This window comes from Bacillus sp. FJAT-28004, from assembly GCF_001280845.1.
Lineage (GTDB): Bacteria > Bacillota > Bacilli > Paenibacillales > Paenibacillaceae > Pristimantibacillus.
The window spans coordinates 4,851,373-4,873,221 of the sequence record NZ_LGHP01000001.1; the positions used below are offsets into that span (position 1 = coordinate 4,851,373).

The window sequence follows — 21,849 nt, forward strand, 5'->3', positions numbered from 1 at the left end:
TGACGAATACTAATCGGTCGAGGGCTTATCCTAAACACGTTTACCGTGACCCATACATCCGGTAGACAGCAGCATTAAGGCTTCAGCAAGCCTAAACTTTCGTATCCAGTTTTCAATGTGCAAAAGTATCCAGTTTTCAATGTGCAAAAACGCACAATGAAGCAACATTCCCACTCGCAGTGGGTTTTAGTGTTTCCATGGAGGATTAGCTCAGCTGGGAGAGCATCTGCCTTACAAGCAGAGGGTCGGCGGTTCGATCCCGTCATCCTCCACCATAACTTTCATAACATGCCATTGTTCCTTGTGAACAATGTTTTTTTATTTTTAGGCATCATTTATTCACTGAACATGTGATACTGCTTATAGCATTCTGAGTAATGCAATGAGAACTAATTGAAGAGGGCTGCCCTTTATCCTGTGTAGTGGATGATAGGTAGCCCTCTTTGCGTATCAGAGTTTAACTAGCGCCCATATGTTGAGTATGGAGTTAAAATCTATTGTAGTTTATACAATAGAAAGCACCATACTAACGCTAGCTCACTAGCTAGACTGCAGTTTGTACAATAGTTTTACTTGATGAGCCCTTATTTTCCGCTATGAGGGCTGTTTCTGCTGTATTTCTGCAATGCAGCTGCTCATTTGGCAGCTCACGTTAGGTTTCTATTGTAGTTTATGCAACGTAGACATACCGACACGATGAACAGCTTATATTGCTATCTTATCGTTGCTCCCTTTGACTAGCAGTAGTAGAGAACCCATCAAGTTCGTATTAAGTTAATGTAATCATTAATATATTCACTATTAATAACTAACTATTTATAGTTGTCGAAATTCACTTAAGTATGCATTGGTAATTAAATATTATTAATATAAAGGGGATTCGGAAATAGGTTAGGCAAACAAGCCACAGCATCTCAAGATAAACTAAATCCGGTCCTTCCTCAGCGAGCGGATATTTGTGTATATCCGCACTTTACGGCATCCGTACCTGAATAAAACCGTCCCGAAGTAAGTAGGACAAAACAATTCAGGAGCTGGAGGACGGGAAGTATGAAACTGATCCAATAACATAGGCTGACAACTCAAAGTAACAATTTAACAAGTAATGCAAACTAAAAAGCTGTGCACTACCAATTTAATAAATTCATTAATTATTTAACATACTTCCTTTTACCTGAGAAGCAAACGCGGCGGTTCGTTATCGCGAATCTTAATACGAACGATGCGATTCAAATGTCATAGCCTCAGAGTTTCTGCTCTGAGGCTATGGCCATTTTCAACTGAAATGAATGTAAAAAATTGATTCAGCGGAGCAAGTGTGATCGATTTTATAATTTCCATTGATATTACTTTAGCGCTAAACTATAATAGTTAAGTTCTAAAGTAAATATATAAGGAGTGGAACGATCACATGAATCAAGCAGAAGGTCTGAAGGTACGTTTTTGGCCAGTCATGATTGCTATTTTTATTGGGTCCTTTTTATGCGTATTGGCTTCAGCTACGATAAACTTGGCGCTCGAGATTTTGAAGGATCATTTTGAAACAACTCTCGGTTCCGTTCAATGGACGTTAACTGGTTTTATGCTCGCAATGGGAACTACAGCTCCAATTGCAGGTTACTTAGGTGAAAGATTCAGCTATAGACGTCTGTACTTATTCTCGTTAATTGGGTTTACCCTGACGTCGATATTGTGTGCGTCGGCTTGGAGCGAAGGCTCACTCATTTTGTTTCGTGTAATACAAGGCGCATTCAGTGGTTTAATTATACCGGCAACAATGTCGATCATTTATCAAATCATTCCAAAAGATAAGCAAGCGATGGCAGTAGCATTCTGGGGGCTATCTGCGATGCTGGCTCCTGCATTTGGACCTACGATCAGCGGCTGGGTGCTGGAAAATATGAATTGGCACTGGCTGTTTCTTATGAACGTGCCAATCGGACTGATCGCAATCGGATGCGTTTATGCATATATTCCTTATTATCGTATGAACGTTCCGAAGAGCTTCGATGCACTAGGCTTCCTAACGGTTATAGTGTCCAGTTCATCCTTACTGCTTGCACTGGGGCAAGGCCATAACTGGGGCTGGGGCTCATGGAAAATTGTTTCATTGTTCGTACTCGGTGGGATTTCTCTCATATTATTTATTTGGCGAGAGCTAACGGCAGAAACGCCGTTGCTTAATCTACGCGTATTCAAAAATGGTCGTTTTACGCTGAATGCCATTATCGCTAACATCATAACAATCAGCTTGTATTCAGGAACCTTGCTCACGCCGGTATTTCTACAAAGAATACAGCATGTATCCGCGATGGATACGGGCATGATTTTATTGCCGGCTTCGCTCGCAATGGCGCTGCTTATGCCCGTTGTCGGCAAGCTGTACGGCATTATTGGTCCGCGCTGGCTAATGTCAAGCGGCATCGTGCTGCTGACGGTCGGAACGCTGGCGTTAAGCTGGTTAAGCCTCGATGTTTCGCATTCCTACATCATATGGTGGATGATCGTTCGTAACATCGGAATCGCACTCGTCGTTATGCCATCAAGCAACGCTGCAATGGAGCAAATTCCAGCGGAGTTGTCGGGGCATGCTTCTGCGATAACGAACTGGACGCGGAACGTGTTTGGCTCGTTCGCTATTGCTATTTTTACAACGATGCTTGCTTCCAGGTCGATTACACATGCTACCGATTTCATGAAGGCTGGCGATGTTGATAAGCTGCACATTGAGATGATGTCCTTCACGATGAGCATTAACGATGTGTATGTTGTTGCTACGTTGGTTGCAGTCGTCGCACTGCCGCTTAGTTTATTCGTGGGCAAAGCGAAGCGTAAAGATGAAATCAAGGGTAATGTGGTTATAGAAAAAACGATAACTAAGCCGGTGCCATCCACAGTTTCTGCCAAATGATAAGAGTTGCGTCGAAAGAGCTTTTATAAAAGCCCTTTAGGCGCTTTTTTTTATAAAAATGTTCTTTATTAAGAACCAACTCAGTGTTATATTATTAATATTCATAGTATGACACGGAAGATAATAAGGATTATCTCATTTATTTTATAAATATGGGGGTAAGGCAATGAAGAATAAAAGTAGCTTGAGCAGGGATACAATTCCGTATATGTTGCAGAAAAGAGCAGCTGATTACCCTCATGATGTGGCATACAGTTATCCAGCTGCTAATCAGCATTATACATGGTTAATGATTTGGGCAGAGGTTCGCTTGCTAGCGAAGAGCCTTCTTCAACTAGGGGTTAAAAAAGGCGACTCTATTGTCATAATCATGCCAGGCAGGGTGGAAATGATTATTTCGATGTTTGCAGCAGCCTGCGTTGGTGCTATTATTGTCCCGCTTAATACATACTCAAAGAAACAGGAGCTTGAGCATTATTTGAAAGATTCTCGCCCTGCAGCCATCATTATGGGAGCTCAAGGACAGCATATTCATTATCCGACTATCATGCAGGAAATGATAGAGGATTTGAGTAAAGAGGGAATAGATCATGATTGGCTCCCGAAACATATTTTCATTCTGGATGAAGAGGGAAAAGTAAACGAGCCTTTTCAGCCCTATTCGGATTTACGTTTGCTTGGTGCAGCCATAGAAGAACAGACGTTTTTAACTGCATGTGAAACGAATGTCTCGAGTGATCCTCTTATTCTTCTTTATACATCGGGTACGCTCGGCCTTCCAAAAGGGGTACTGCGTTCCACAGCTTCATTCTTATTATCTACTGAAAATGTGGGTGAGCCTAAGAGAGGCATTGCCATGGTTATGAAAATTAGTGATCGATTTACTCGTAATTTCTCGGTTATGAATCTGTTGCCGCTTTATCATCTTGGAGGATTTGGTACTTTATTTGCAAGCTTAAAAACTTATAATATTCGAATGGTTATGCTTAGCCACTTTAACCCGATAAACGCCTTAGCAGCTGTTGAGAAGGAAAAGTGCAAAGTTCTTATCGGTACGCCATATATGATTCAACAGATGGTACTGTCTCCCAATAGAAATGAATACGATTTGAAATCACTGCTTGGCGTAGCGTTTACTTCAGCGGCGGTTAACAATACGATATTGCAAAAAATAATGAAAGGCTTGAACCTCTACTTTTTCATGGTAAGTTATGGCTCTTCGGAAGCAGGTGCGGTTGCAAATGGAACTTGTTTCGTTAATCGGAGGCAAAACATAGTTTTATATTTGCTTTATAAGCTGCTGAGACACTTAAATCTATTAAACGGATTAATTCAGTATAAGGAATTTGAAAAAGGGTCTTACAGCATTGGGGGTAGGGTTGATAAGGTCGTAGAGGTGAAAATATTAAATCCGGAGACGGGAGAGACGCTGCCGCCGCATGAGCATGGTGAAATTGCCATTCGAAGTCATCGGGTAATGCGTTACACCAGCGAGATTAACGATAGGGCTAGTATGACGGCAGATGGGTGGTATAAATCCGGAGATTTAGGATTTCTAGATGAACGTAAACATTTAACCATTACTGGTCGGCTTCACAGAACAATTATTAGGGGCGGAGAAAAAATTTCTCCGGTAGAAATTGAGAACGTGCTGTTGCGACATAAGGATGTGGAGGATGCGTTCGTGATTGGTGTGCCGGATGAGCTTTATGGTGAGCAGATATGTGCCTGTATTGTAGCCAAGCAGGGAGCCATTCTAAACGATAATATGCTGAAAAATGATTTGGCTCCGTATTTATCGACATTTAAGCTTCCACGTTATTTTGTGTTTTTGCCTGTATTCCCTCTTTCACCGACGGGTAAAATTTCAGTAGCCGAAATTAAATCGTTGGTTCTGAATGGGACAGGAGAGTTGAGAAGAAATGCGTAAATACTATCCGGGAATAACGCTATTCAAGCTAGCTGGCTCCTTACTTGTGCTTGTAGCGCATCTCATGCTTTTACGCTATATGGCTCTAATGCCGGGGCAAGCAATTGTCCAGTTTTCTGGTCTTGCTACAAGAATAGTTGTGCCCTGCTTCTATGTTGTAGCTGGTTTTTTAGCCTATAAAGGCTGGAGTCATGCAGCAAGCTCTCGTTTATATATTCAAAAATATGTGCTGCGTCTTGGAATCATCTATTGCCTGTTTTGCTGTCTTTTTATTGCTGAGAGCATCGTTCCTAATCTGATTAGCGACGGATTATCGGCAGGAAATCTCTTTATCCAAGCGAAGGTTCTGTTTATAGCTTTTTTCCTGAACGGACCATTCATTCAATTTTGGTTTATTCCGCCGCTTGTGTTTGGTTTATTAACTGCTTATTGGCTTATCCAAAAACAATACATTCGCCTTGCTCTTATACTGACGCTGACTGGATTTGTTGGCATGCAGTTTGTTTCAGGAAGCCTGAAAACATTATTCGGTATATCAGCTGGAAGCTTCCCCTCGATCGACCCTGCCTATATTGATTATTTGTATTTATTTGTGACGAGATATATAGGTTTCGGATTCACATTCGTTGCTTGGGGCGTTTTGCTGGCAAAGTACGAGACCAAGCTGATGCAAATTAAAGTAAAACCCATTCTGATTTCCGCAATCGTTTTAACGGTTGTGGAAACGCTGCTGCTGCTTCGATTTAGTGAATGGACGACGGATTATAAGCTTGCATTCAGTATGTTTCCGAATACACTGCTTCTTTTTTACGGAATGATTTGTATTAAGCTCCCAGCCGTTCAAACTTATCATAAAATAATTAGCTTATTCAGCATCGTAACGTTTTTCGGTCATATCTTGTTCATGCGGACCAATCTTTTTCTGCTAGGTTGGAGTGTGGCAAGTATGAGCGTTGCGCAGGACTTTATGCTGCTATTATTGACCTTATTTGAATGTATAGCTGTTACAACACTGCTGCGTGCTAGCTCCAGAACGTTCTTGGCCAAGCAGACGAGAAATGCACCGTCGTAAGATTTGGGGCAAAATGTTTCAAAACCATAAAAAAACCTGACCGCTGTCGGTCAGGTTTTTTGTAATTGCACGTATTATTTAAAGAAACTGTTGAAAATCTTAAGAACTGCATCCTGATCATGCGAGATGGACAGCATCACGTAATTTCCGTTTCTAACAATTTTGTAGTTTTTAGCATCCTCATACTGATCTTGCAAATAGGTTTCAAACGTTTTTTGAATGTCCGCTGCTCGTGCTTCAAAAGCTTCAGCTACAGCATCGTAGCTTTTATCGGATTTCAACTTGACGATAGCGAGCTCAGTAGCTTTAACGTTCATCATCGCTTGCAAATATACGCCTTCAGTTACGAGACCATCAAAATCAGTTCCAAAAACATCCTTCAAACGCTCAGCTTCTACATTACCAAGCATCGGATATTCGAGATCGGTCGTAATTTTAGTCGTGATATCCGAAACCTTAATGTCTGTTGACGGCTTCACAGGAGGTTTAGGCGTTGCGCTAGGTTTTTGTGTAGCACCCGGTTTTTGTGTCGGTTTGACCGTTGGTTTTTGCGTCGGTTTTTGTGTAGGCTTCGCTGTTGCAGCCGGCTTCTGATCAGGTTTTGCACCTGATGGCTTTTGAGTCGGTTTTGCTGTAGCGGAAGGTTTTACGCCGGTTTCATTTTCTTTAGTTGTGTCTTCTGTTGCAGTTGGCTTTTCCGTTTCTGCAGGCTCAGTTGCTTCAGTGCTAGTTGGAGCATCGGTAACCGTTGGTTCTTCTGTTGCTGGAGGAGCGGTTGGCTGTTCCGTGACGGTTGTCTCATTGCCTGATGCATTCTTTGCTGGTTCTTCTTTCCCGGCATCACTGCAGCCTGCAGCGAGCATCGAAACGGTGAGTGCGAGTACGGCCATTTTGGATAATGATTTCTTCATATGTAGCATGTATGTCTCTCCTTAAAAATAAAAGTCGAACACTAGACGGCAGTGTTCGACAAAAGGTTGCACAGTTACTTGTTATTTATGAATGGAGTTACTGAATTTCTTCGCTAACTGAATCGTCAGCTTCTTCATCCTCGGGTGATTCCACAAGTCGGAAATCGTCCGTTTTCCCGCCATCTTCCCAGATTTCAACAAAGAGGGCATCGCAGTTGTCAAAGTCAGCTGCTTTCAACGATAATGCTTTTTCCTCATCTGAGCCCACATACACATTTTCCAAACCATCCTCATTGAATGATTGAATAACATAAATTTTCATAAGGTAAGCCTCCTGCATATTAATATTGTAGCAGTATACCATAAAAAGTCGGAGGTGAAACATTAGTTCATTTAACTAGTTTTGAAGCGATTAACGTTACGCTGTAAATCCTCCGCCATTTTGGCAAGCGCGCTAGACGAGGAAGATATCTCTTCGATAGAGGATAGTTGTTCCTGTGTGGAGGCTATAACCTGTTCTGTTCCTGCGGCAGCGTTTTGTGTCACCTCAGAAATCATTTTCATCGATCCGGTAATTTCGACGACACCGGCCGTCAGCTGCTGCACAGCTGAGGAAACCTTCACGGATTCAAATGCGACATCATTAACAGCATTTTGTATATATTCAAAGGAATCTCCTGCTGTATTGACAAGGGAAATGCCTGACAGAACCTCCTTGGTTACAGCATCCATAGAATGAACTGCTTGATGCATTCCGATCTGTATCGTAGAGATCAGAGAGGCGATTTGCTGAGCTGATTGTGTCGATTGCACGGATAGCTTGCGCACCTCAGTTGCTACGACCTCAAAGCCGCGCCCATGCTCGCCAGCTCTTGCTGCCTCGATAGCGGCGTTAAGTGAGAGCAGATTGGTCTGTGCGGAAAGATCCGATATAACTCCAACAATTTGGTTGATTTCATTTGATTGTGCGTTAAGTTCCTCGATAACTGAAGCAAGTCCATTAACAGTATCGTTAATTGAGCTCATTTGTGTAACGGCTGTTTTAATCGATTCATTCCCGAGTAAAGCTTTCTCCGACGCTTCGGAAGCTTTGAATGAGACGGTATGTGTATTTTCAGCGATTTGCTGAAATCCGACAGACATTTCATTAATGGTCTGGTAGCTTTCGCTAACGAGCTTCACTTGCAGATCAACACCGGAGGCAACATCCTGCACTGTGACCGCAATTTGTTCAGTTGCCAAAGAAGTTAGTTCGGCGCTTGCGCTTAATTCCTCTGAGGAAGCGGCAACTTGCTCTGCATTAGAATCTACTTGTTTGATAAGGGTTCTAAGATTATCAGCCATCGTATTGAAGGAACTGGCCAACATACCTGTTTCATCATTATTTTTTATGATAATGGCTTTGCCTGAAAGATCCCCTGAAGCAATTTTCTCTGCTGCTTTAACAACTTCAATAATGGGTCTGGTGATGAGTCGACCTATAATTAAAGCGATGCATACACCAAGCACGAGAGCGATGATCCCGAGTATAATGACCAAGCTGATAACGTCATCTACTTGTTTGGATGCCTTCTCTGCGCTTATGTTCAATTGCTCTTGTTGATAGGCTTCCATGTCCGCTAGGACTTTCTCAATCTTTGCTATTATGGTGCGGCCCTGATTCGCAAGGAGAGTTGTATACTCATGCTCTTGATCTTGCTCTTTGAGGCTGATGACCTTTTCGACAAGTTGGAAATACTCGTTCTCGATGAGATCGGATTGTTTGAGTGATTCGATCATTGAAGGAGTGTTAATTGTAGTTGCTAGCTGCTTACTGATACTCCTATAATTTTCATGAGCAGCAGATATTCCGTTAAGTGAGGTTTTATCACCAAGCATGACGTATACTCGTACGGCAACTTGTTCGGATTTTATAGCTATAACCATATTCTTAACATGCAGCATTTTTTGTGTTCGATCTTCAATTAAGTCCGTATATGTACGATTAAGGGAAATGAGCTGCACCAAATTAATGGTTAAAATCAATGTTAATAAAATGAGGACAGAAATAAATCCTCCAAGCAGTTTTTTGCTAATCGATAGGTTTCTCATATGTATCCTCCAAAACAATTCTTGAAAATGCTTAAATGGGTTTAAGGCAAAATGATTATGATTATTGCTTTTATTATCTCCTCCGAACGAGTATATAAATGAAATCTAGTATTGATGCTCTATAAAATAGCAAGTTAGTATATCATATATATCGTAGAATTGGCATTGCGTATTGGTTATTTCTTTTCGTGCAAGTATGATAAAATTGTTTCAATATCAGATTCATTGATATGGTTGTTCTGAAATAGGGGGAGGGATAAAGTTGCAGCTGATTAATCAACAAAAAGTGCAGCAAAGGATAGATAGCTTCAAAAATCAGGAACTTTATATTCATCTTGAAATGACTACAGGAGCTTATGCTGCTCATCTAGACAGCTCAAAGCATCCAGCAGCAAACTTCCTTACGAATGCTATGATTCGTTATACTCATGGTTCAATTGCAGGGAGCGGTCCCTATCGAGTTGGATTGAAAATGAATCAAGGCTGGGTTTATTCGGAAGGGCTTACCCACTGGGACGAGAATGAGATGGAGCGGCTGATTCTGGCAGGACATGATGGGCAAGGAAAACTTGTCGTATCGCTGCAGTTAAGCAGAGTACCCTTCTGATGAGAGAGGAGATTAGAAATTCTGTGGGACAAAATATTGTTGTGATACTGCCGCATCCGGATGATGAGGCCTTCTCGGTATCGGGAACGCTAGCTAAGCATATCCAAGAAGGAGCCCATGTGACATATGCTTGCTTAACACTCGGGGAAATGGGCCGAAACATGGGGATTCCTCCGTTTGCTAATCGGGTCACTCTACCAGCAATACGTAAACTTGAGCTAGAGGAGTCCTGCCAAGCTATTGGGATACAGGATCTGCGTATGCTTGGTTTCCATGATAAAATGATCGAATTTGAAGATCATGAGCAGTTGGATGGGCGGATAGAGGCTCTCATTAAGGAGCTGAACCCTTCGATTGTGTACACCTTTTATCCAGGCTACAGCGTTCATCCCGACCATGATGCATGCGGAGCGTCAGTTATTAGGACGGTCAGCAGACTTCCACAGGCGGAGAGACCCATTGTTTATTGCGTAGCTTTTTCCAAAAACCATCAGCAAGCCATAGGGAAACCACATATTGTGAATGATATTAAGCCGTTTTTGCATCAAAAAATGGCTTCTATACAAGCCCATCGTTCTCAGTTTCAAGCGGCTGAGTTAATGGGCAACAAGACACTTCAGGATGAGGAAATACAAGAACGTTTTGGAACGGAGCGGTTCTGGATCTACCCATTCGCTTGAAAATACTCATAGATAAGCAGCTCTAAGGAATTGTCCTTAGAGCTTTTTTTATGTTAGTTATGCGCTGGGTTAAGAGTATGAAATAACAGGGATAGTTTGAGTTTTTTGTTTATGTTAAAATGTGGATAAAAAACCAAGGTGGATCTAATGGAGAACTATTCACAAATCATGGGTATTCCAGTCCCAAAAATAACGATGAATGAAACCGTAGATTTAATAGACCAAGTCATAACGAAAAATAAAGCTGAACTGTTCCATGTAGTGACGTTGAATCCAGAAATCAGCATGTCTTGTCAACATGATTCAGAGTGCAAGTGAGTTGACGAGTAAAAAGGCTTCAGAAGTAATAAATATGAAATACCCAAACGTATCTATACTCGGAAGATATCATGGTTTTTTTGATCATAGGGAAGAGGCGCGAATTGTTGATGAAATAACGAACTTGAGCCCGGATGTTTTAGTTGTTGCTCTAGGTGCCCCTAAAGCTGAATTTTGGATTCATAAGTTTAAAAACACACTAAATGCTAGAGTTGCGATTGGCGTTGGCGGGAGCCTTGATACGATCGCTGGAACAGTAAAGAGGGCGCCGGTAATATGGCAAAAGACAAATTTGGAATGGCTTTACCGATTAATAAAACAGCCTTCTAGATGGAAAAGACAATTAATTTTACCCCGTTTTGCAATGAAAGCATTGTTCTTTAAAGAAAATAATCGTCTATAGTCATTGTTCAAGACAATCAACTAACGGCAACTATAACCTTCTGGAGGATGTTTAATTGGAGCAAATCATTCCGCATAAAATATATACGGTTTGTTTGATTATGAATGGTAGTAAATTATTATTGATGAATCGTACACATGATGATTACAGTGGATATATTGCACCTGGCGGGAGAGTAGAGTTTTTTGAAAGTCCTGTGGAAGGGGCGATTCGTGAAGTTAAAGAGGAAACGGGTTTAACCGTTAAAAACTTAAAATATAAGGGACTTGCGGAATATATCAACCCGTTTAAACCAGAAAGATACATGATTTTTAATTACATGACTTCGGAATTCGAAGGAGATCTTTTGGCTGACCATAAAGAAGGAAAATCCGAATGGATACATATTAATGCATTAGATTCAATCCCTATGCAAGATTCATTTAGAAGGAGATTACCGCTCTTTTTTGAGGATGGTGTGTTTGAAATCCATACGAGATGGAAAGAAGATCGACAATATGATGAATACATCAAAAGAACATAAATGAACATGTATTAGCCGTTTTTTATTGATCCAATAGGCATTTTAGTCGATGAATATGTTTTTATTAATTCCAAGTGTTAACTTTTTGTGGTTCTTAACGTACTGTACGGTTAGTTAACCGTTATTAATTAAAGTGAGAACATTTCTGTTTTTGTTGCAGAGAAGTTCTAATTTAGGGTGGTACCACGGCTTCTCGTCCCTTCGGATGAGGGGCTATTTGTATTTTCAGAGACATTAAACAATAAGGCTCGGTAGCTCAGTCGGTAGAGCATAGGACTGAAAATCCTAGTGTCGGCGGTTCGACTCCGTCCCGAGCCACCATAACTACAAACAATAAAAAAGCCATGCAGCTATCGAAATGAATTCGACAGCCGCATGACTATATGAACTGATATGAGAACAATTACGATTGCTGTGAAATGGATAAGCCAAGTCCTTCGGCAATCCGTTGACCAAAATCGGGGTCCGCTTTGAAGAAATGGCCGATCTGACGAAGCTTGATCTCGTCTTTCTCAACTGGCTTCATAGCGCCAACGATCGTCTCAATAAGGCGGGCGCGCTCCTCTTCGCTGATAAGACGATACAGGTCGCCAGCTTGTGTATAGTGGTCATGATGGTCAAAAGGAGCGCTGTCTGCATTTCCTGATACTTCGAACGGAGCGGGCTTGTTTTCCGGCGATTCAGTTGGTCCGCCGTAGCTGTTAGGCTCGTAGTAAATCGATGCTCCTCCGTTGCCGTCCGCACGCATCTGGCCATCGCGCTGGTGATTGTTCACCGGAGCGACAGGGCGATTTATCGGCAGCTGACTATGGTTAGCGCCAACCCGGTAACGGTGAGCGTCGGAGTAGGCAAATAGACGTCCCTGCAGCATCTTGTCCGGTGAAGCTTCGATACCTGGTACAAATGATCCTGGCGAGAATGTCGCTTGCTCCACCTCGGCAAAATAATTTTCAGGGTTGCGATCAAGCACCATGCGGCCGACCTCAATTAATGGATAATCCTTTTGGGACCAGACCTTCGTTACGTCAAACGGATCGAAGCGATATGTATTCGCATCCTCTTCCGGCATGATTTGGACATAAAGCTTCCACGCTGGAAAATCTCCATCTGCTATTGCATTAAATAAATCCTCGGTATGATAATCAGGATTATCGCCAGCTATTTTGGCAGCCACCTCATTAGAGATGTTTTGGACGCCTTGCTCTGTTTTGAAATGGTATTTGATCCAAACGGCTTGACCTGCGTCATTCACCCATTTGAAGGTGTGGCTTCCAAAGCCATGCATATGTCTAAACGTAGCAGGAATACCGCGGTCAGACATGAGGATCGTAACTTGATGCAAGGATTCGGGCGATAAGGACCAGAAATCCCATACCGCATTCGGATTTTTTAAGTGGGTTTGAGGATGACGCTTCTGAGTATGAATGAAGTCCGGGAATTTAATCGCATCACGGATAAAGAATACGGGCGTATTGTTGCCGACTAGATCATAGTTTCCTTCTTCCGTATAAAATTTAACGGCAAAACCGCGTGGATCGCGGACCGTATCGGCAGAGCCAAGCTCGCCGGCTACGGTTGAGAAACGGATAAACATCGGAGTGCGTTTTCCTACTTCGGATAAAAAGTCAGCTTTGGTATAAGACGTGACATCATGCGTAACCTGAAAGTAACCGTGTGCACCTGCGCCTTTGGCATGGACAACGCGTTCTGGAACACGCTCTCTATTGAAATGCGCCAGCTTTTCAAGCAGATGAACATCCTGAATTAATGTGGGACCACGTGAGCCTGCTGTCATGGAGTTTTGGTTATCCCCAACGGGAGCACCAAAGCTAGTCGTGAGCTTGTTCTTCTCAGTACTCATAATAGATTCACCTCATTGATTTTGTATGATTGCGCCTCATACCATATGTTACCGTTTTCTAGTAGGAAATCAATATCATTTTATAATCATTATAAATAAAATTTTTCGTCAAAATGTGCATATCGTGCTAGGGATTTTGTCGCAGATTCCAGCATCCGGCGTCGCAGCTGCTCGCCATCGATAATACGGACACGCTTTCCAAGGAAGCGAGTTTTTGAAAGAACGTATTCGCTGTCTTTGCTTGAGAAGTGCAATCGAATCGTATATTCGTTGGAGTCTGCAGCATAGCTGACTTCTTTCTCGAAGCAAGAAAAAGCATACAAAATACGTGAGAGCTCTCCATTGTATTCGGGGACAACAAGAATATGCGCGCTCATGCTGCGTTTTTTCATTAAACCATGAACTACGGCTATTAATCGCTCGTAATATTCCGCCGGACAGACTTGCTCGCTGCTCTCGATCATATTCTCAAGTTTCGTGCTCATGAGCATCCGATGATTGATGTGGTACCAGAGCAGATACCATTCTCGTTTAACCATCGAGTATTCCAGCTTATAGGGGAGGCACTCTTGCTGCATGCAGGTGCGATCTCCTTTAATTTTATAACTTATATATAGAAGGCTCTTATTGGCGATAGCTTGCCGGAGCGGGCGAATGTACGGATGGTAGACTTGTTTCTCTTTACTAGCTGCCTTATGCATCAGCCCGTCAGTATCCAATGACCGATCTTCTTCTAATATAGTCTTCATTTGAATAAGTGTTTCCGGAGCTACCGCAGCTGCAGCAGCTGGATGGTCAAGCATTGTCTTGAGCCAGCTTCGCTCATGCGCGCTAATGATGAACGTACCGGAGCCTTCCAGCTTGGATAAAATCTGATAGTTGAATATTTTCTCAAAAGGATTCATAGTAGCTTTTTATCTCCTTCCATTCCTCAATCATTTCCTGCCTCAGCTTCATGGGTGCTAGCACCTCGCAGCTCGAACCAAAGCTCCTAATCCATGGTTTAATCTCAATCGTTCCGTTTACCTCGATTTCATAGATGAAGGATTCTTCACTCTCGTCCAGAATCGTTCCCCATTGTCCTTGGAGCAGTACTCGCTCTTTCACGAAACTCGGGATGTTAGCTCCAGGGTGGAAGAAACGAACCCGTACCTGAACGGGCTTGCCCGTATCAATAAGCCAGCTATGTTTGATCCGCTGCTCCAGCTCATTTCTTTTGGATTCGAACAGCGCTTCAGGGGCAGTATCCTCCTCAGAAATTTGAGTTAAGCCTTCCAGACGGTATTTCTTAAGGCTGTAGCGGGAGTGATGGCCAAGCAGATACCAACGGCCATATTGATGATCGTAGACAACTTTAAGCGGAAGCAGTGTTTCCTTTTGCCCTTCGGTATCGCGCTCAAATAGCGGATTTGTATTTTTGGAGGTGTAGCTTGTTTCTTTTTTCGGTGAAAAATAAAGAAAACTGACCAAACGCCGATTCCGTATCGCAGCAAGCAATGAAAAGAGATGAGCCTCGTCCAGAATACGAGAGTAATAGTGGTACTTATATAAGAAGGGTTCAACCAAGCCGTAATCGACCTGATTCCGATTCATGTGTTTCTTCAGACCATCACGTAGCAAATAACCCTGCACGGAGGGAATCTGTGTATTCGCCATTATGTCTACAAAATCATATAAATGAAGCAGCTCGTCGTTTGACAGCTCCCGTACTAGATCATTATATATTCGATAGCGAAAAGGCCGCGTTCCAGGCTCTTTTTTGATGACGCCTACCTGCTCTAAATATTTTAGATCGCCTCGTATCGTTTTCTCGTCTGGCAGCGAAAGCTCTTCCGGCATGCTGCTGCAGCATATATCGAGGAGTTCCATTGCAGTCAACGATTTCTCGTACATAGCAGCAAGCAGTAAGGAGAGACGCTGGCTCTCCGACTCTTTAAGCGACTTGGCCCGAAATAGGAACAGCAGCATCGGTTCAGAAGATTCGAGATAGCTATAACGAATCGTCTCGGCAAACTCCTTGCCCTTATCCTCAGGAAGCTGCTGGTAGACGCTATTCACAACCTCTTTTAGACGTTTAATGGTCTTATCGAAGGTATGGATAGAGATGCCCAGCCTGTCTGCATATTGCTGGCGATTATAAGCACCGCTCGTTAGGACGAGCATTCGCAGAAACTGGATCTCCTTATCAAAGCTTTCTTTTGCCATTTATGTGTTCCCCCGATCATAAGCACTCTTCTTTTCTATCTTAACAGGAAGATAGCGAATTTGAACAAATAGGAAAATTTTCCTCTTCATATAGAGACGCCGAAGACATTTTTGCTTGAAATACAAGAAAGTATATATTTTTCACATACTTGTCTTACATTTCTCCGTCAAAGCTGCTTCAGCCTCCAAGTGACGCTGAATGCGTTTTTGCTTGGTCGTAATACTTTCACCATGTTCGCGGCCTCCAAAATAAGGCAATATAAAGCTCATAAGACGCGAGCAAGCAAATGAGTCATGAAACTTGTAGCTTGAAGCACGGGAGGTATTGGGATGCTAATGCAGCATAAGAAACATGGAGGCAATCACCATGAAATGGAGCTTGAGCATGGACGGCTCCACGTATTTGCGAATGAAGAAGTGCTCCAAACCTTTGGAGACAAAGTATATGAAATGGCAAACAATAATTTGCAAATTCCTCGGAATCAATATATGAGCTATACCCCTGATGCGCATGTTGGCATTGGAACCTGCATTGGAACGACAGCGGTATGGAATATGAAAGACGGCTGCGTGTCTCCCTCGATCGTCGGCTCGGATATCGGCTGCGGGATGCGCGTTCACACGACATCGCTTCATAAGCGTGAGCTTGCTGACAAAGACATTCGTAGAGCATTGATCACAGCAATCGAGAAATACGTACCGACAAACGAACGTACGAACTCGAACTACAATGATATTGATGTGATGAGTGTCGTGCAGCATGGCTTGAAGGGGCTGCCTGAGAAATATGTACCGAATGAGCAATGGCTGACGCATGTGGAACAATCTCAGTTCGGATTTGATCATGCTTATTTGAAGCAACTCCCTCCGAAAATATTGAAATATGCACGCGGTCAGCTGGGATCGCTCGGGAGCGGTAATCATTTTATTGAAATTCAGTATTTGGAGTTGAATGAGGAGTATGCGGATTTGGCGGCAAAATGGGGGTTGTTCGACGGTCAGGTTGTCGTCATGATTCACTCCGGCTCACGTTCATGGGGCGGAATGGTTGGACGTGAACACAATAAGGTGATCAAGGAAGCGATGAATCAGTGGGGCGTGAGCAATCCAGACCCCAATCTGATCTATGCCCCGATTGCGAGTCAGGAAGGGCAGACCTACTTGAACCTGATGTATTCTGCGCTCAACTTCGCCGTAAGCAACCGGCATATGATCGCATTTGGTGTTCGTGAAGCTTTTCAGGAGGTATTTGGAGCGGGACTAGAAATGCCTGTCCTCTACGATCTGATGCATAATTACGCGCTTAAGGAGTTTCACCGCAACCAGCCGATGCTCGTCCATCGCAAAGGAGCGACGCGTGCGCTTCCGCCGGGGCATTTTCTGAATACACCAGTGTATAAGGAGACGGGGCATCCCGCGCTCATCCCGGGCTCTATGGGAACATCCTCTTATATTATGGTAGGGAAGGAAGAAGGACTGAAAAACTTCTATTCCATCTGTCATGGAGCGGGTCGAGCGAGATCGCGCAAAGCAACGAAACAGCTGGTAACGGTTGATCAGTTCGAACAATCGCTGAAGGTTGGGACGGATGATGAGATACTCGTTAACCACGCCTCCTTGCAGACCATTCTCGATGAATGTCCGCAGGCGTATAAAGACGTAGATCAGATCATCGACAGCGTTGTTGGCGCTTCATTAGCTGCTGTGGTAGCCAAATGCAAGCCGATGGCCGCTATTAAAGGCATTTAATCTTTATTCATTCGCTATTAAAGATAACTTCAATAATAGATGAGGTTCATGTACGAATGGCGTACCTTGGCTGGGATTTCTAAAAATTCCGCAGTGCATGCGTATACTATGCGCTTGTATTCTGTATCGCTCATATCGTCTTAATCTCCCAAATGGTGGAGCTGGGATCACTCCCTCTCTATGTCAATCGCCTAAAAAGCGAACTTGCTCTTCAGAGCGCTATGACTCCCTTCCAAGGAGAAAAAAATTTGTTGATGCGATCTTAAACAGGAGGTCTCAGAGTGAGCCTCGGCGTACTCACTGCAGCGATGCCTAAGCAATCGGTGGATACCGACCGGAGTCGACGGCCTCTTATAGCGGAGTAGTATATAGCCCGAACACGAATGGAAGGTGAATTCGAATTTGGGCTATGGATGACGAAGCTGTAAAGCCGCTCTATTCCTTTCTTAAGCCTGATTCCGGCCTAGCCGCAGGAGAGCTCCTGTTCCAAAGATCAACCAAACCCGTAAAGAGGTGCTTAACCATGTTTAAAAAAGTGATTATTAAGAACGATGAACGAGGTTTGCTTTTCAAGAAAGGCAGTTATATTAAGTTATTGCAACCTGGCATTTACCGCCATACCTCATTTTCTGATGATACCGTTGTTATGCAAAGTATAGCGAAGCGATTCGCTGTTCCAAATATGGAGCTGAATCTATTTCTGCACGATGAGCAGCTTGCTGCGCAACTGACGATAGCCGATGTGCAGGATTACGAGTATGTGCTGCATTTTGAGGACGGCAAATTTGCCACACTGCTGAATGCAGGTTTATATGGCTTCTGGAATGTGATGAAGAAGCATTCGTTCATCCATGTAGACATTCGAAATCCAGAACTAACATCAGAGATTGATAGGTCGCTGCTGCCGAGGCTGCAGAGCTTTATGCAGGTGTTCGAGGTGGCCAGCTATGAAACGGGTCTGTTATTTTTTAATAACGTTTTGCAGCGTGAGCTTCGTCCAGGAAAATATTACTTCTGGAAGGGACCAACCAGCGTACAGGTGAAGACGGTCGATTTGCGCCAGCTTCAGCTGGACATGACCGGTCAAGAGATCATGACGGAGGATAAAGTGACGCTTCGGCTTAACTTTGTGTGCCAATACAAGGTTGTTGATCCGCTAAAGGCGTTTCAAATCAAGTCGTTCGAGGAGCAGGTGTATATTTTGCTGCAGCTTATTTTGCGCGAATATGTCGGCACGTTGAAGCTTGATGATCTGCTGCGTATGAAGCAAGAAATAGCCCATTTTGTACTTACGCGTTTGAACGAGCAGAAGGAGCATTACGGCGTGCAGTTTGTATCGGCTGGACTTAAAGATATTATTTTGCCAGGTGATATTAAAGACATCCTCAATACGGTGCTGCTCGCAGAGAAGAAGGCGCAAGCCAATCTCATAACTCGCAGAGAAGAGACCGCTTCGACCCGCAGCCTGCTAAATACCGCTAAGCTGATGGATGAGAACGGCACGCTTTATCGCCTGAAAGAGCTTGAATTTCTGGAGAAAATTTGTGAGAAAATCGGTAACATTTCACTTACTGGCGGCGGAAATCTGCTAGAGCAGCTCAATTCGCTGTTAAGTGTGAAAAGTGTTGAAAAATCATGATATCATTTGGATAAGCCTCGTAGATCGATTGATGATCTGTGAGGCTTTTATTTGCGTTCGAATCCGTAATTTATAGGTCGAGTTTACATTTTATGATGAAAATAGTAATGGATTTGTTTGATTCCATCTTCGATTTTTGTTATCTTTGAACCTGCATGTCTTTTGAGTGTACACTCATAATTCATAGAAGAGCATGAAATACATCTACGAGTTAGGAGATTATTATGACAACAAAGCAAGATAAAGCAATGGAAAAATTTTGGCCTCTGCTAACCTATCCGTTATCTTATGCGGATGCGCTAAGCACATTATCTAAGCAGCAATTAACCAAAATTCGTACGAATTTGGATATTAGCAACCTAAGCTCGCTCAATAAGCAAGGGCTTGTTGAGAAGCTTTCAGAGATGATACCAGGCAATCTAGAAATGGCGACTCGTTACTTTGACCATAATAGATTGAAGCTTGTTCAGAAAATAGTGAAAAACGAAGGTATTTGGGACAAACCTCTTCTTGAATTGCAGCAATATGAATATTTCCGAGAGCGCGGTATTTTATTTCCTGGAACGGTAGACGGTAAACAAGTTGTTATGATGCCTGTTGAACTGTTGGAATCCATTAAATCAGGAGAGCTCTTAAAGGAGCATTCGAATCTTAATCGAAACACGGAATGGATACGGTTAACGCAGGGCTTACTTTATTATTACGGGACATTGACGATAGATCAGCTGAAATCATTCGTGATCTCAGAGGATGATCACCCTCTTGCTCAAGATGATATCATGAACATTTTGTTTGCAGCCCAAGACTACTATGAGCAATTTTCCATTAATGAGAATGGCTATATATCCGACTATCGGGTGGTAGATCCGGAGACGATAGTGAAAGATCGAGATCTCAGACATGATCTGGATTATTGTCCATTTACGAAGCAGCAGCTTCTGAAAGCTGGAGAAGCAGACTATGTGGAGAGAAACAGCCACTATATGAATCTAGTCCGTTATGTGCTAGAACGCTATGAGATTGACCGTGAAGAAGCTTACTTGATGGCTGAGGAATGTTCTGACGCTGCGAGAAACGGAGATTCTTTAGCTTCTGTTATTGAGTTAGCACAGAACTTTATTGAAATTCCTAACGTGGAGACAATGAGGAATATCACTGATCTGCTCGTACCTTTAATGAATAGCACGAAGCAGTGGGCAATTAAAGGATATTCGCCTGAAGAGCTATCGGCCAAGCGAGCAAACGTGAGCATGGTGCTGAATAATGTACCTAATCAAGCTGCTCCAACTGCTCAAGCTGAAGTGATCGATATACAATCGAAGAAAAAAATCGGACGCAATGATCCTTGTTCTTGCGGAAGCGGGAAAAAGTTCAAGAAATGCTGCGGTTAATAGTAGAATCAGATAAGACATAATCGAACTTGGAGGCGTACAGGATGAGACAAAGCCAGCAAGGTCTTTATTTAAGAAGTGTTAAGCTCCTTCGGGAGACAGTACCCTCCTTCGATTCTTATCCGTTTCATTTAAGTGCTATTCGGAGCTTAGATGAGCTGGAGTTTCATCCGAAAGTAACGTACATCGTTGGGGAAAATGGTATGGGCAAGTCTACGCTGATGGAAGCGATTGCGATTGGACTTGGCTTTAATCCAGAGGGCGGGACGATTAACTTTAATTTTTCTACAGAAGCTACGCATTCAGAACTTCATCAGTATCTGCGGCTTGTGCGCAGCGTAAACAAACCGAGGGATGGGTTCTTTTTTCGAGCGGAGAGCTATTATAATTTGGCGACTAATATTGATCAAATGGACCGCGAGTTAGGTAGTGGGCCACGCATTATAGATTCATACGGCGGGAAGTCACTACATCAGCAATCGCATGGGGAATCCTTTTTTGCAACGTTCCTCCATCGCTTTAACGGTAATGGCCTTTATATGATGGATGAGCCGGAGGCTGCACTTTCTCCTTTTCGCCAAATGGCGATGCTTGCACGTATTAATCAACTGGTAGGGAAGCACTCTCAATTTATTATTGCAACACATTCGCCGATTTTGATGGCCTATCCTGACGCGGTGATTTATAATTTGACCACTGAGGGCATCGAGCGTACACAATTAGAGGAAACCGATCACTATATGCTTATGAAACGGTTCATTAACAATAGAGAAAGAATGCTGGATGAGCTTTTTTTGGAAGAAGACTAATACAAAAAGGAGCTGTTATAGATGTCATTAGAAATTGAACGCAAGTTTTTGCTGCCGGAATTTCCAACTGCATTAATAGAAGGAAACGATCTTAAGGTACTCGCAGAACATAGAATTGAGCAAACTTATTTGGCTATCGACGAGAATCAAGAACTTCGCGTTCGGCGAATTGTTGATATAGCGAGCGGCGAAGTTTCGTTCACTCATACCTTTAAGCTAGGCAATGGTCTTTCCCGTGAGGAAATCGAATATTCGATTTCTAATAGTATTTATGAACAGGTAGTAAACGCGTTTGGCTTCGTACCATTGACGAAAAACAGAGTGACTGCCGAATGGAATGGACGAATCATCGAGATTGATACCTATGACCAAATCGAGCTTTCTGTGCTTGAGGTTGAGTTTGACTCGGAAGAAACTGCTAATGCTTTCGAAGCACCAGCATGGTTTGGCAAAGATATTAGCTCTGAGCGTCAGTACAGCAACAAGAAGGTTTGGCGTGAACTGCAAAGCAAATGAAGGAATAAACATGGATTTACATAAGAAATAAGGTTATTTCAAAAAAGTTTAATTAAACGCTTGACCTTATAGGCATGTACATGGTATATTCTATTTCTGGCCGAGAGACACACGCGGACAACAAGCAAAACAAGCATTACAAACGAAAGAAAAGATTGCTCTTTGAAAACTGAACAACGAGTAATAACTGCCTCGCAAATCCTTCGGGATGAGCGAAAAAAGCGATAAAAAAG

The 21,849-nt window shown here is 42.9% G+C and carries 19 protein-coding genes and 2 tRNA genes; 15 read left to right on the top strand and 6 right to left on the bottom strand.

Going from position 1 to position 21,849, the window contains the following annotated elements:
• Positions 1-199 precede the first annotated feature (199 nt).
• The 4 genes from AC787_RS21040 (at position 200) to AC787_RS21055 (ending at position 5,913) form a co-directional block, all read left to right on the top strand.
• Positions 200-275: transfer RNA gene (locus AC787_RS21040), tRNA-Val, on the top strand.
• Positions 276-1,411: 1,136 nt separating this feature from the next.
• Positions 1,412-2,911: a DHA2 family efflux MFS transporter permease subunit gene (locus AC787_RS21045; RefSeq protein WP_054026576.1), complete on the top strand. Its 1,500-nt coding sequence runs from the start codon at positions 1,412-1,414 to the stop codon at positions 2,909-2,911.
• Positions 2,912-3,077: 166 nt separating this feature from the next.
• Entirely contained in the window at positions 3,078-4,841 is a 1,764-nt protein-coding gene (locus tag AC787_RS21050; protein ID WP_054026577.1) for a class I adenylate-forming enzyme family protein, read from the top strand.
• Complete coding sequence (locus AC787_RS21055) at positions 4,834-5,913, top strand: hypothetical protein (protein WP_054026578.1); 1,080 nt, start codon at positions 4,834-4,836, stop codon at positions 5,911-5,913. The genes AC787_RS21050 and AC787_RS21055 overlap by 8 nt, the downstream gene beginning before the upstream one ends.
• Before the next feature lie 74 nt (positions 5,914-5,987).
• Here AC787_RS21055 and AC787_RS21060 read toward each other — a convergent pair whose 3' ends face one another.
• The 3 genes from AC787_RS21060 to AC787_RS21070 form a co-directional block, all read right to left on the bottom strand.
• Positions 5,988-6,833, bottom strand: coding sequence for a DUF4358 domain-containing protein (locus AC787_RS21060; protein ID WP_054026579.1), 846 nt, complete (start codon positions 6,831-6,833; stop codon positions 5,988-5,990).
• A gap of 88 nt (positions 6,834-6,921) precedes the next feature.
• Entirely contained in the window at positions 6,922-7,146 is a 225-nt protein-coding gene (locus AC787_RS21065; protein WP_054026580.1) for a hypothetical protein, read from the bottom strand.
• Positions 7,147-7,217: 71 nt separating this feature from the next.
• The gene (locus tag AC787_RS21070) at positions 7,218-8,915 is read right to left on the bottom strand and encodes a methyl-accepting chemotaxis protein (RefSeq protein WP_054026581.1); all 1,698 of its coding nucleotides are present in this window, start codon (positions 8,913-8,915) and stop codon (positions 7,218-7,220) included.
• 262 nt (positions 8,916-9,177) lie between these two features.
• Here AC787_RS21070 and AC787_RS21075 point away from each other — a divergent pair, with 262 nt between their 5' ends.
• The 6 genes from AC787_RS21075 (at position 9,178) to AC787_RS21095 (ending at position 11,767) form a co-directional block, all read left to right on the top strand.
• On the top strand, positions 9,178-9,522 hold the full coding sequence (locus tag AC787_RS21075; RefSeq protein ID WP_054026582.1) for a YojF family protein: 345 nt from the start codon (positions 9,178-9,180) through the stop codon (positions 9,520-9,522).
• A 23-nt stretch (positions 9,523-9,545) separates the two neighbouring features.
• The gene (gene bshB2, locus AC787_RS21080) at positions 9,546-10,202 is read left to right on the top strand and encodes a bacillithiol biosynthesis deacetylase BshB2 (RefSeq protein ID WP_054026583.1); all 657 of its coding nucleotides are present in this window, start codon (positions 9,546-9,548) and stop codon (positions 10,200-10,202) included.
• Positions 10,203-10,349: 147 nt separating this feature from the next.
• Positions 10,350-10,520, top strand: coding sequence for a hypothetical protein (locus AC787_RS34875; protein WP_235561030.1), 171 nt, complete (start codon positions 10,350-10,352; stop codon positions 10,518-10,520).
• Positions 10,501-10,923 (top strand): WecB/TagA/CpsF family glycosyltransferase, encoded by a 423-nt coding sequence (locus AC787_RS32980; RefSeq protein WP_235561031.1) that lies wholly within the window; start codon positions 10,501-10,503, stop codon positions 10,921-10,923. The genes AC787_RS34875 and AC787_RS32980 overlap by 20 nt, the downstream gene beginning before the upstream one ends.
• A 55-nt stretch (positions 10,924-10,978) precedes the next feature.
• Positions 10,979-11,446 (top strand): 8-oxo-dGTP diphosphatase, encoded by a 468-nt coding sequence (locus AC787_RS21090; protein ID WP_152970664.1) that lies wholly within the window; start codon positions 10,979-10,981, stop codon positions 11,444-11,446.
• Positions 11,447-11,691: 245 nt separating this feature from the next.
• Positions 11,692-11,767 (top strand) — tRNA-Phe (locus tag AC787_RS21095).
• 82 nt (positions 11,768-11,849) lie between these two features.
• Here AC787_RS21095 and katA read toward each other — a convergent pair.
• From katA to AC787_RS21110, 3 genes are all read right to left on the bottom strand, one after another.
• A complete protein-coding gene (katA, locus tag AC787_RS21100; RefSeq protein WP_054026585.1) occupies positions 11,850-13,307 on the bottom strand; it encodes a catalase KatA in 1,458 nt (485 codons plus the stop codon).
• A gap of 89 nt (positions 13,308-13,396) precedes the next feature.
• Positions 13,397-14,212 carry a WYL domain-containing protein gene (locus AC787_RS21105; RefSeq protein ID WP_054026586.1) on the bottom strand — a complete coding sequence of 272 codons (816 nt, stop codon included), beginning with the start codon at positions 14,210-14,212 and terminating at the stop codon, positions 13,397-13,399.
• Positions 14,199-15,512 carry a helix-turn-helix transcriptional regulator gene (locus tag AC787_RS21110; protein WP_054026587.1) on the bottom strand — a complete coding sequence of 438 codons (1,314 nt, stop codon included), beginning with the start codon at positions 15,510-15,512 and terminating at the stop codon, positions 14,199-14,201. The genes AC787_RS21105 and AC787_RS21110 overlap by 14 nt, the downstream gene beginning before the upstream one ends.
• Positions 15,513-15,842: 330 nt before the next feature.
• On the opposite strand from AC787_RS21110, the gene AC787_RS21115 reads away from it, so the two are divergent.
• The 5 genes from AC787_RS21115 to AC787_RS21135 all read left to right on the top strand — a co-directional run bounded on the left by AC787_RS21115 (position 15,843) and on the right by AC787_RS21135 (position 21,616).
• Positions 15,843-17,261 (top strand): RtcB family protein, encoded by a 1,419-nt coding sequence (locus AC787_RS21115; RefSeq protein ID WP_082360897.1) that lies wholly within the window; start codon positions 15,843-15,845, stop codon positions 17,259-17,261.
• 523 nt (positions 17,262-17,784) lie between these two features.
• Complete coding sequence (locus tag AC787_RS21120; RefSeq protein WP_054026588.1) at positions 17,785-18,900, top strand: slipin family protein; 1,116 nt, start codon at positions 17,785-17,787, stop codon at positions 18,898-18,900.
• A 224-nt stretch (positions 18,901-19,124) separates the two neighbouring features.
• Complete coding sequence (locus tag AC787_RS21125) at positions 19,125-20,291, top strand: YecA family protein (protein ID WP_054026589.1); 1,167 nt, start codon at positions 19,125-19,127, stop codon at positions 20,289-20,291.
• Between the two features lie 44 nt (positions 20,292-20,335).
• On the top strand, positions 20,336-21,100 hold the full coding sequence (locus AC787_RS21130; RefSeq protein WP_054026590.1) for an AAA family ATPase: 765 nt from the start codon (positions 20,336-20,338) through the stop codon (positions 21,098-21,100).
• A 21-nt stretch (positions 21,101-21,121) separates the two neighbouring features.
• Positions 21,122-21,616, top strand: coding sequence for a CYTH domain-containing protein (locus AC787_RS21135; protein ID WP_054026591.1), 495 nt, complete (start codon positions 21,122-21,124; stop codon positions 21,614-21,616).
• Positions 21,617-21,849: the final 233 nt, after the last annotated feature.

What these genes read in the sequence shown, in the direction of transcription:
- AC787_RS34875 (WP_235561030.1), top strand. Translation starts at nt 10,350, where the DNA reads ATGGAGAACTATTCACAAATCATGGGTATTCCAGTCCCAAAAATAACG.
- AC787_RS21130 (WP_054026590.1), top strand. Translation starts at nt 20,336, where the DNA reads ATGAGACAAAGCCAGCAAGGTCTTTATTTAAGAAGTGTTAAGCTCCTT.
- AC787_RS21050 (WP_054026577.1), top strand. Translation starts at nt 3,078, where the DNA reads ATGAAGAATAAAAGTAGCTTGAGCAGGGATACAATTCCGTATATGTTG.
- AC787_RS21070 (WP_054026581.1), bottom strand. Translation starts at nt 8,915, where the DNA reads ATGAGAAACCTATCGATTAGCAAAAAACTGCTTGGAGGATTTATTTCT.
- AC787_RS32980 (WP_235561031.1), top strand. Translation starts at nt 10,501, where the DNA reads ATGATTCAGAGTGCAAGTGAGTTGACGAGTAAAAAGGCTTCAGAAGTA.
- AC787_RS21120 (WP_054026588.1), top strand. Translation starts at nt 17,785, where the DNA reads ATGTTTAAAAAAGTGATTATTAAGAACGATGAACGAGGTTTGCTTTTC.
- AC787_RS21060 (WP_054026579.1), bottom strand. Translation starts at nt 6,833, where the DNA reads ATGCTACATATGAAGAAATCATTATCCAAAATGGCCGTACTCGCACTC.
- AC787_RS21045 (WP_054026576.1), top strand. Translation starts at nt 1,412, where the DNA reads ATGAATCAAGCAGAAGGTCTGAAGGTACGTTTTTGGCCAGTCATGATT.
- katA (WP_054026585.1), bottom strand. Translation starts at nt 13,307, where the DNA reads ATGAGTACTGAGAAGAACAAGCTCACGACTAGCTTTGGTGCTCCCGTT.
- AC787_RS21105 (WP_054026586.1), bottom strand. Translation starts at nt 14,212, where the DNA reads ATGAATCCTTTTGAGAAAATATTCAACTATCAGATTTTATCCAAGCTG.
- AC787_RS21115 (WP_082360897.1), top strand. Translation starts at nt 15,843, where the DNA reads ATGCTAATGCAGCATAAGAAACATGGAGGCAATCACCATGAAATGGAG.
- AC787_RS21065 (WP_054026580.1), bottom strand. Translation starts at nt 7,146, where the DNA reads ATGAAAATTTATGTTATTCAATCATTCAATGAGGATGGTTTGGAAAAT.
- AC787_RS21055 (WP_054026578.1), top strand. Translation starts at nt 4,834, where the DNA reads ATGCGTAAATACTATCCGGGAATAACGCTATTCAAGCTAGCTGGCTCC.
- AC787_RS21125 (WP_054026589.1), top strand. Translation starts at nt 19,125, where the DNA reads ATGACAACAAAGCAAGATAAAGCAATGGAAAAATTTTGGCCTCTGCTA.
- AC787_RS21110 (WP_054026587.1), bottom strand. Translation starts at nt 15,512, where the DNA reads ATGGCAAAAGAAAGCTTTGATAAGGAGATCCAGTTTCTGCGAATGCTC.
- AC787_RS21135 (WP_054026591.1), top strand. Translation starts at nt 21,122, where the DNA reads ATGTCATTAGAAATTGAACGCAAGTTTTTGCTGCCGGAATTTCCAACT.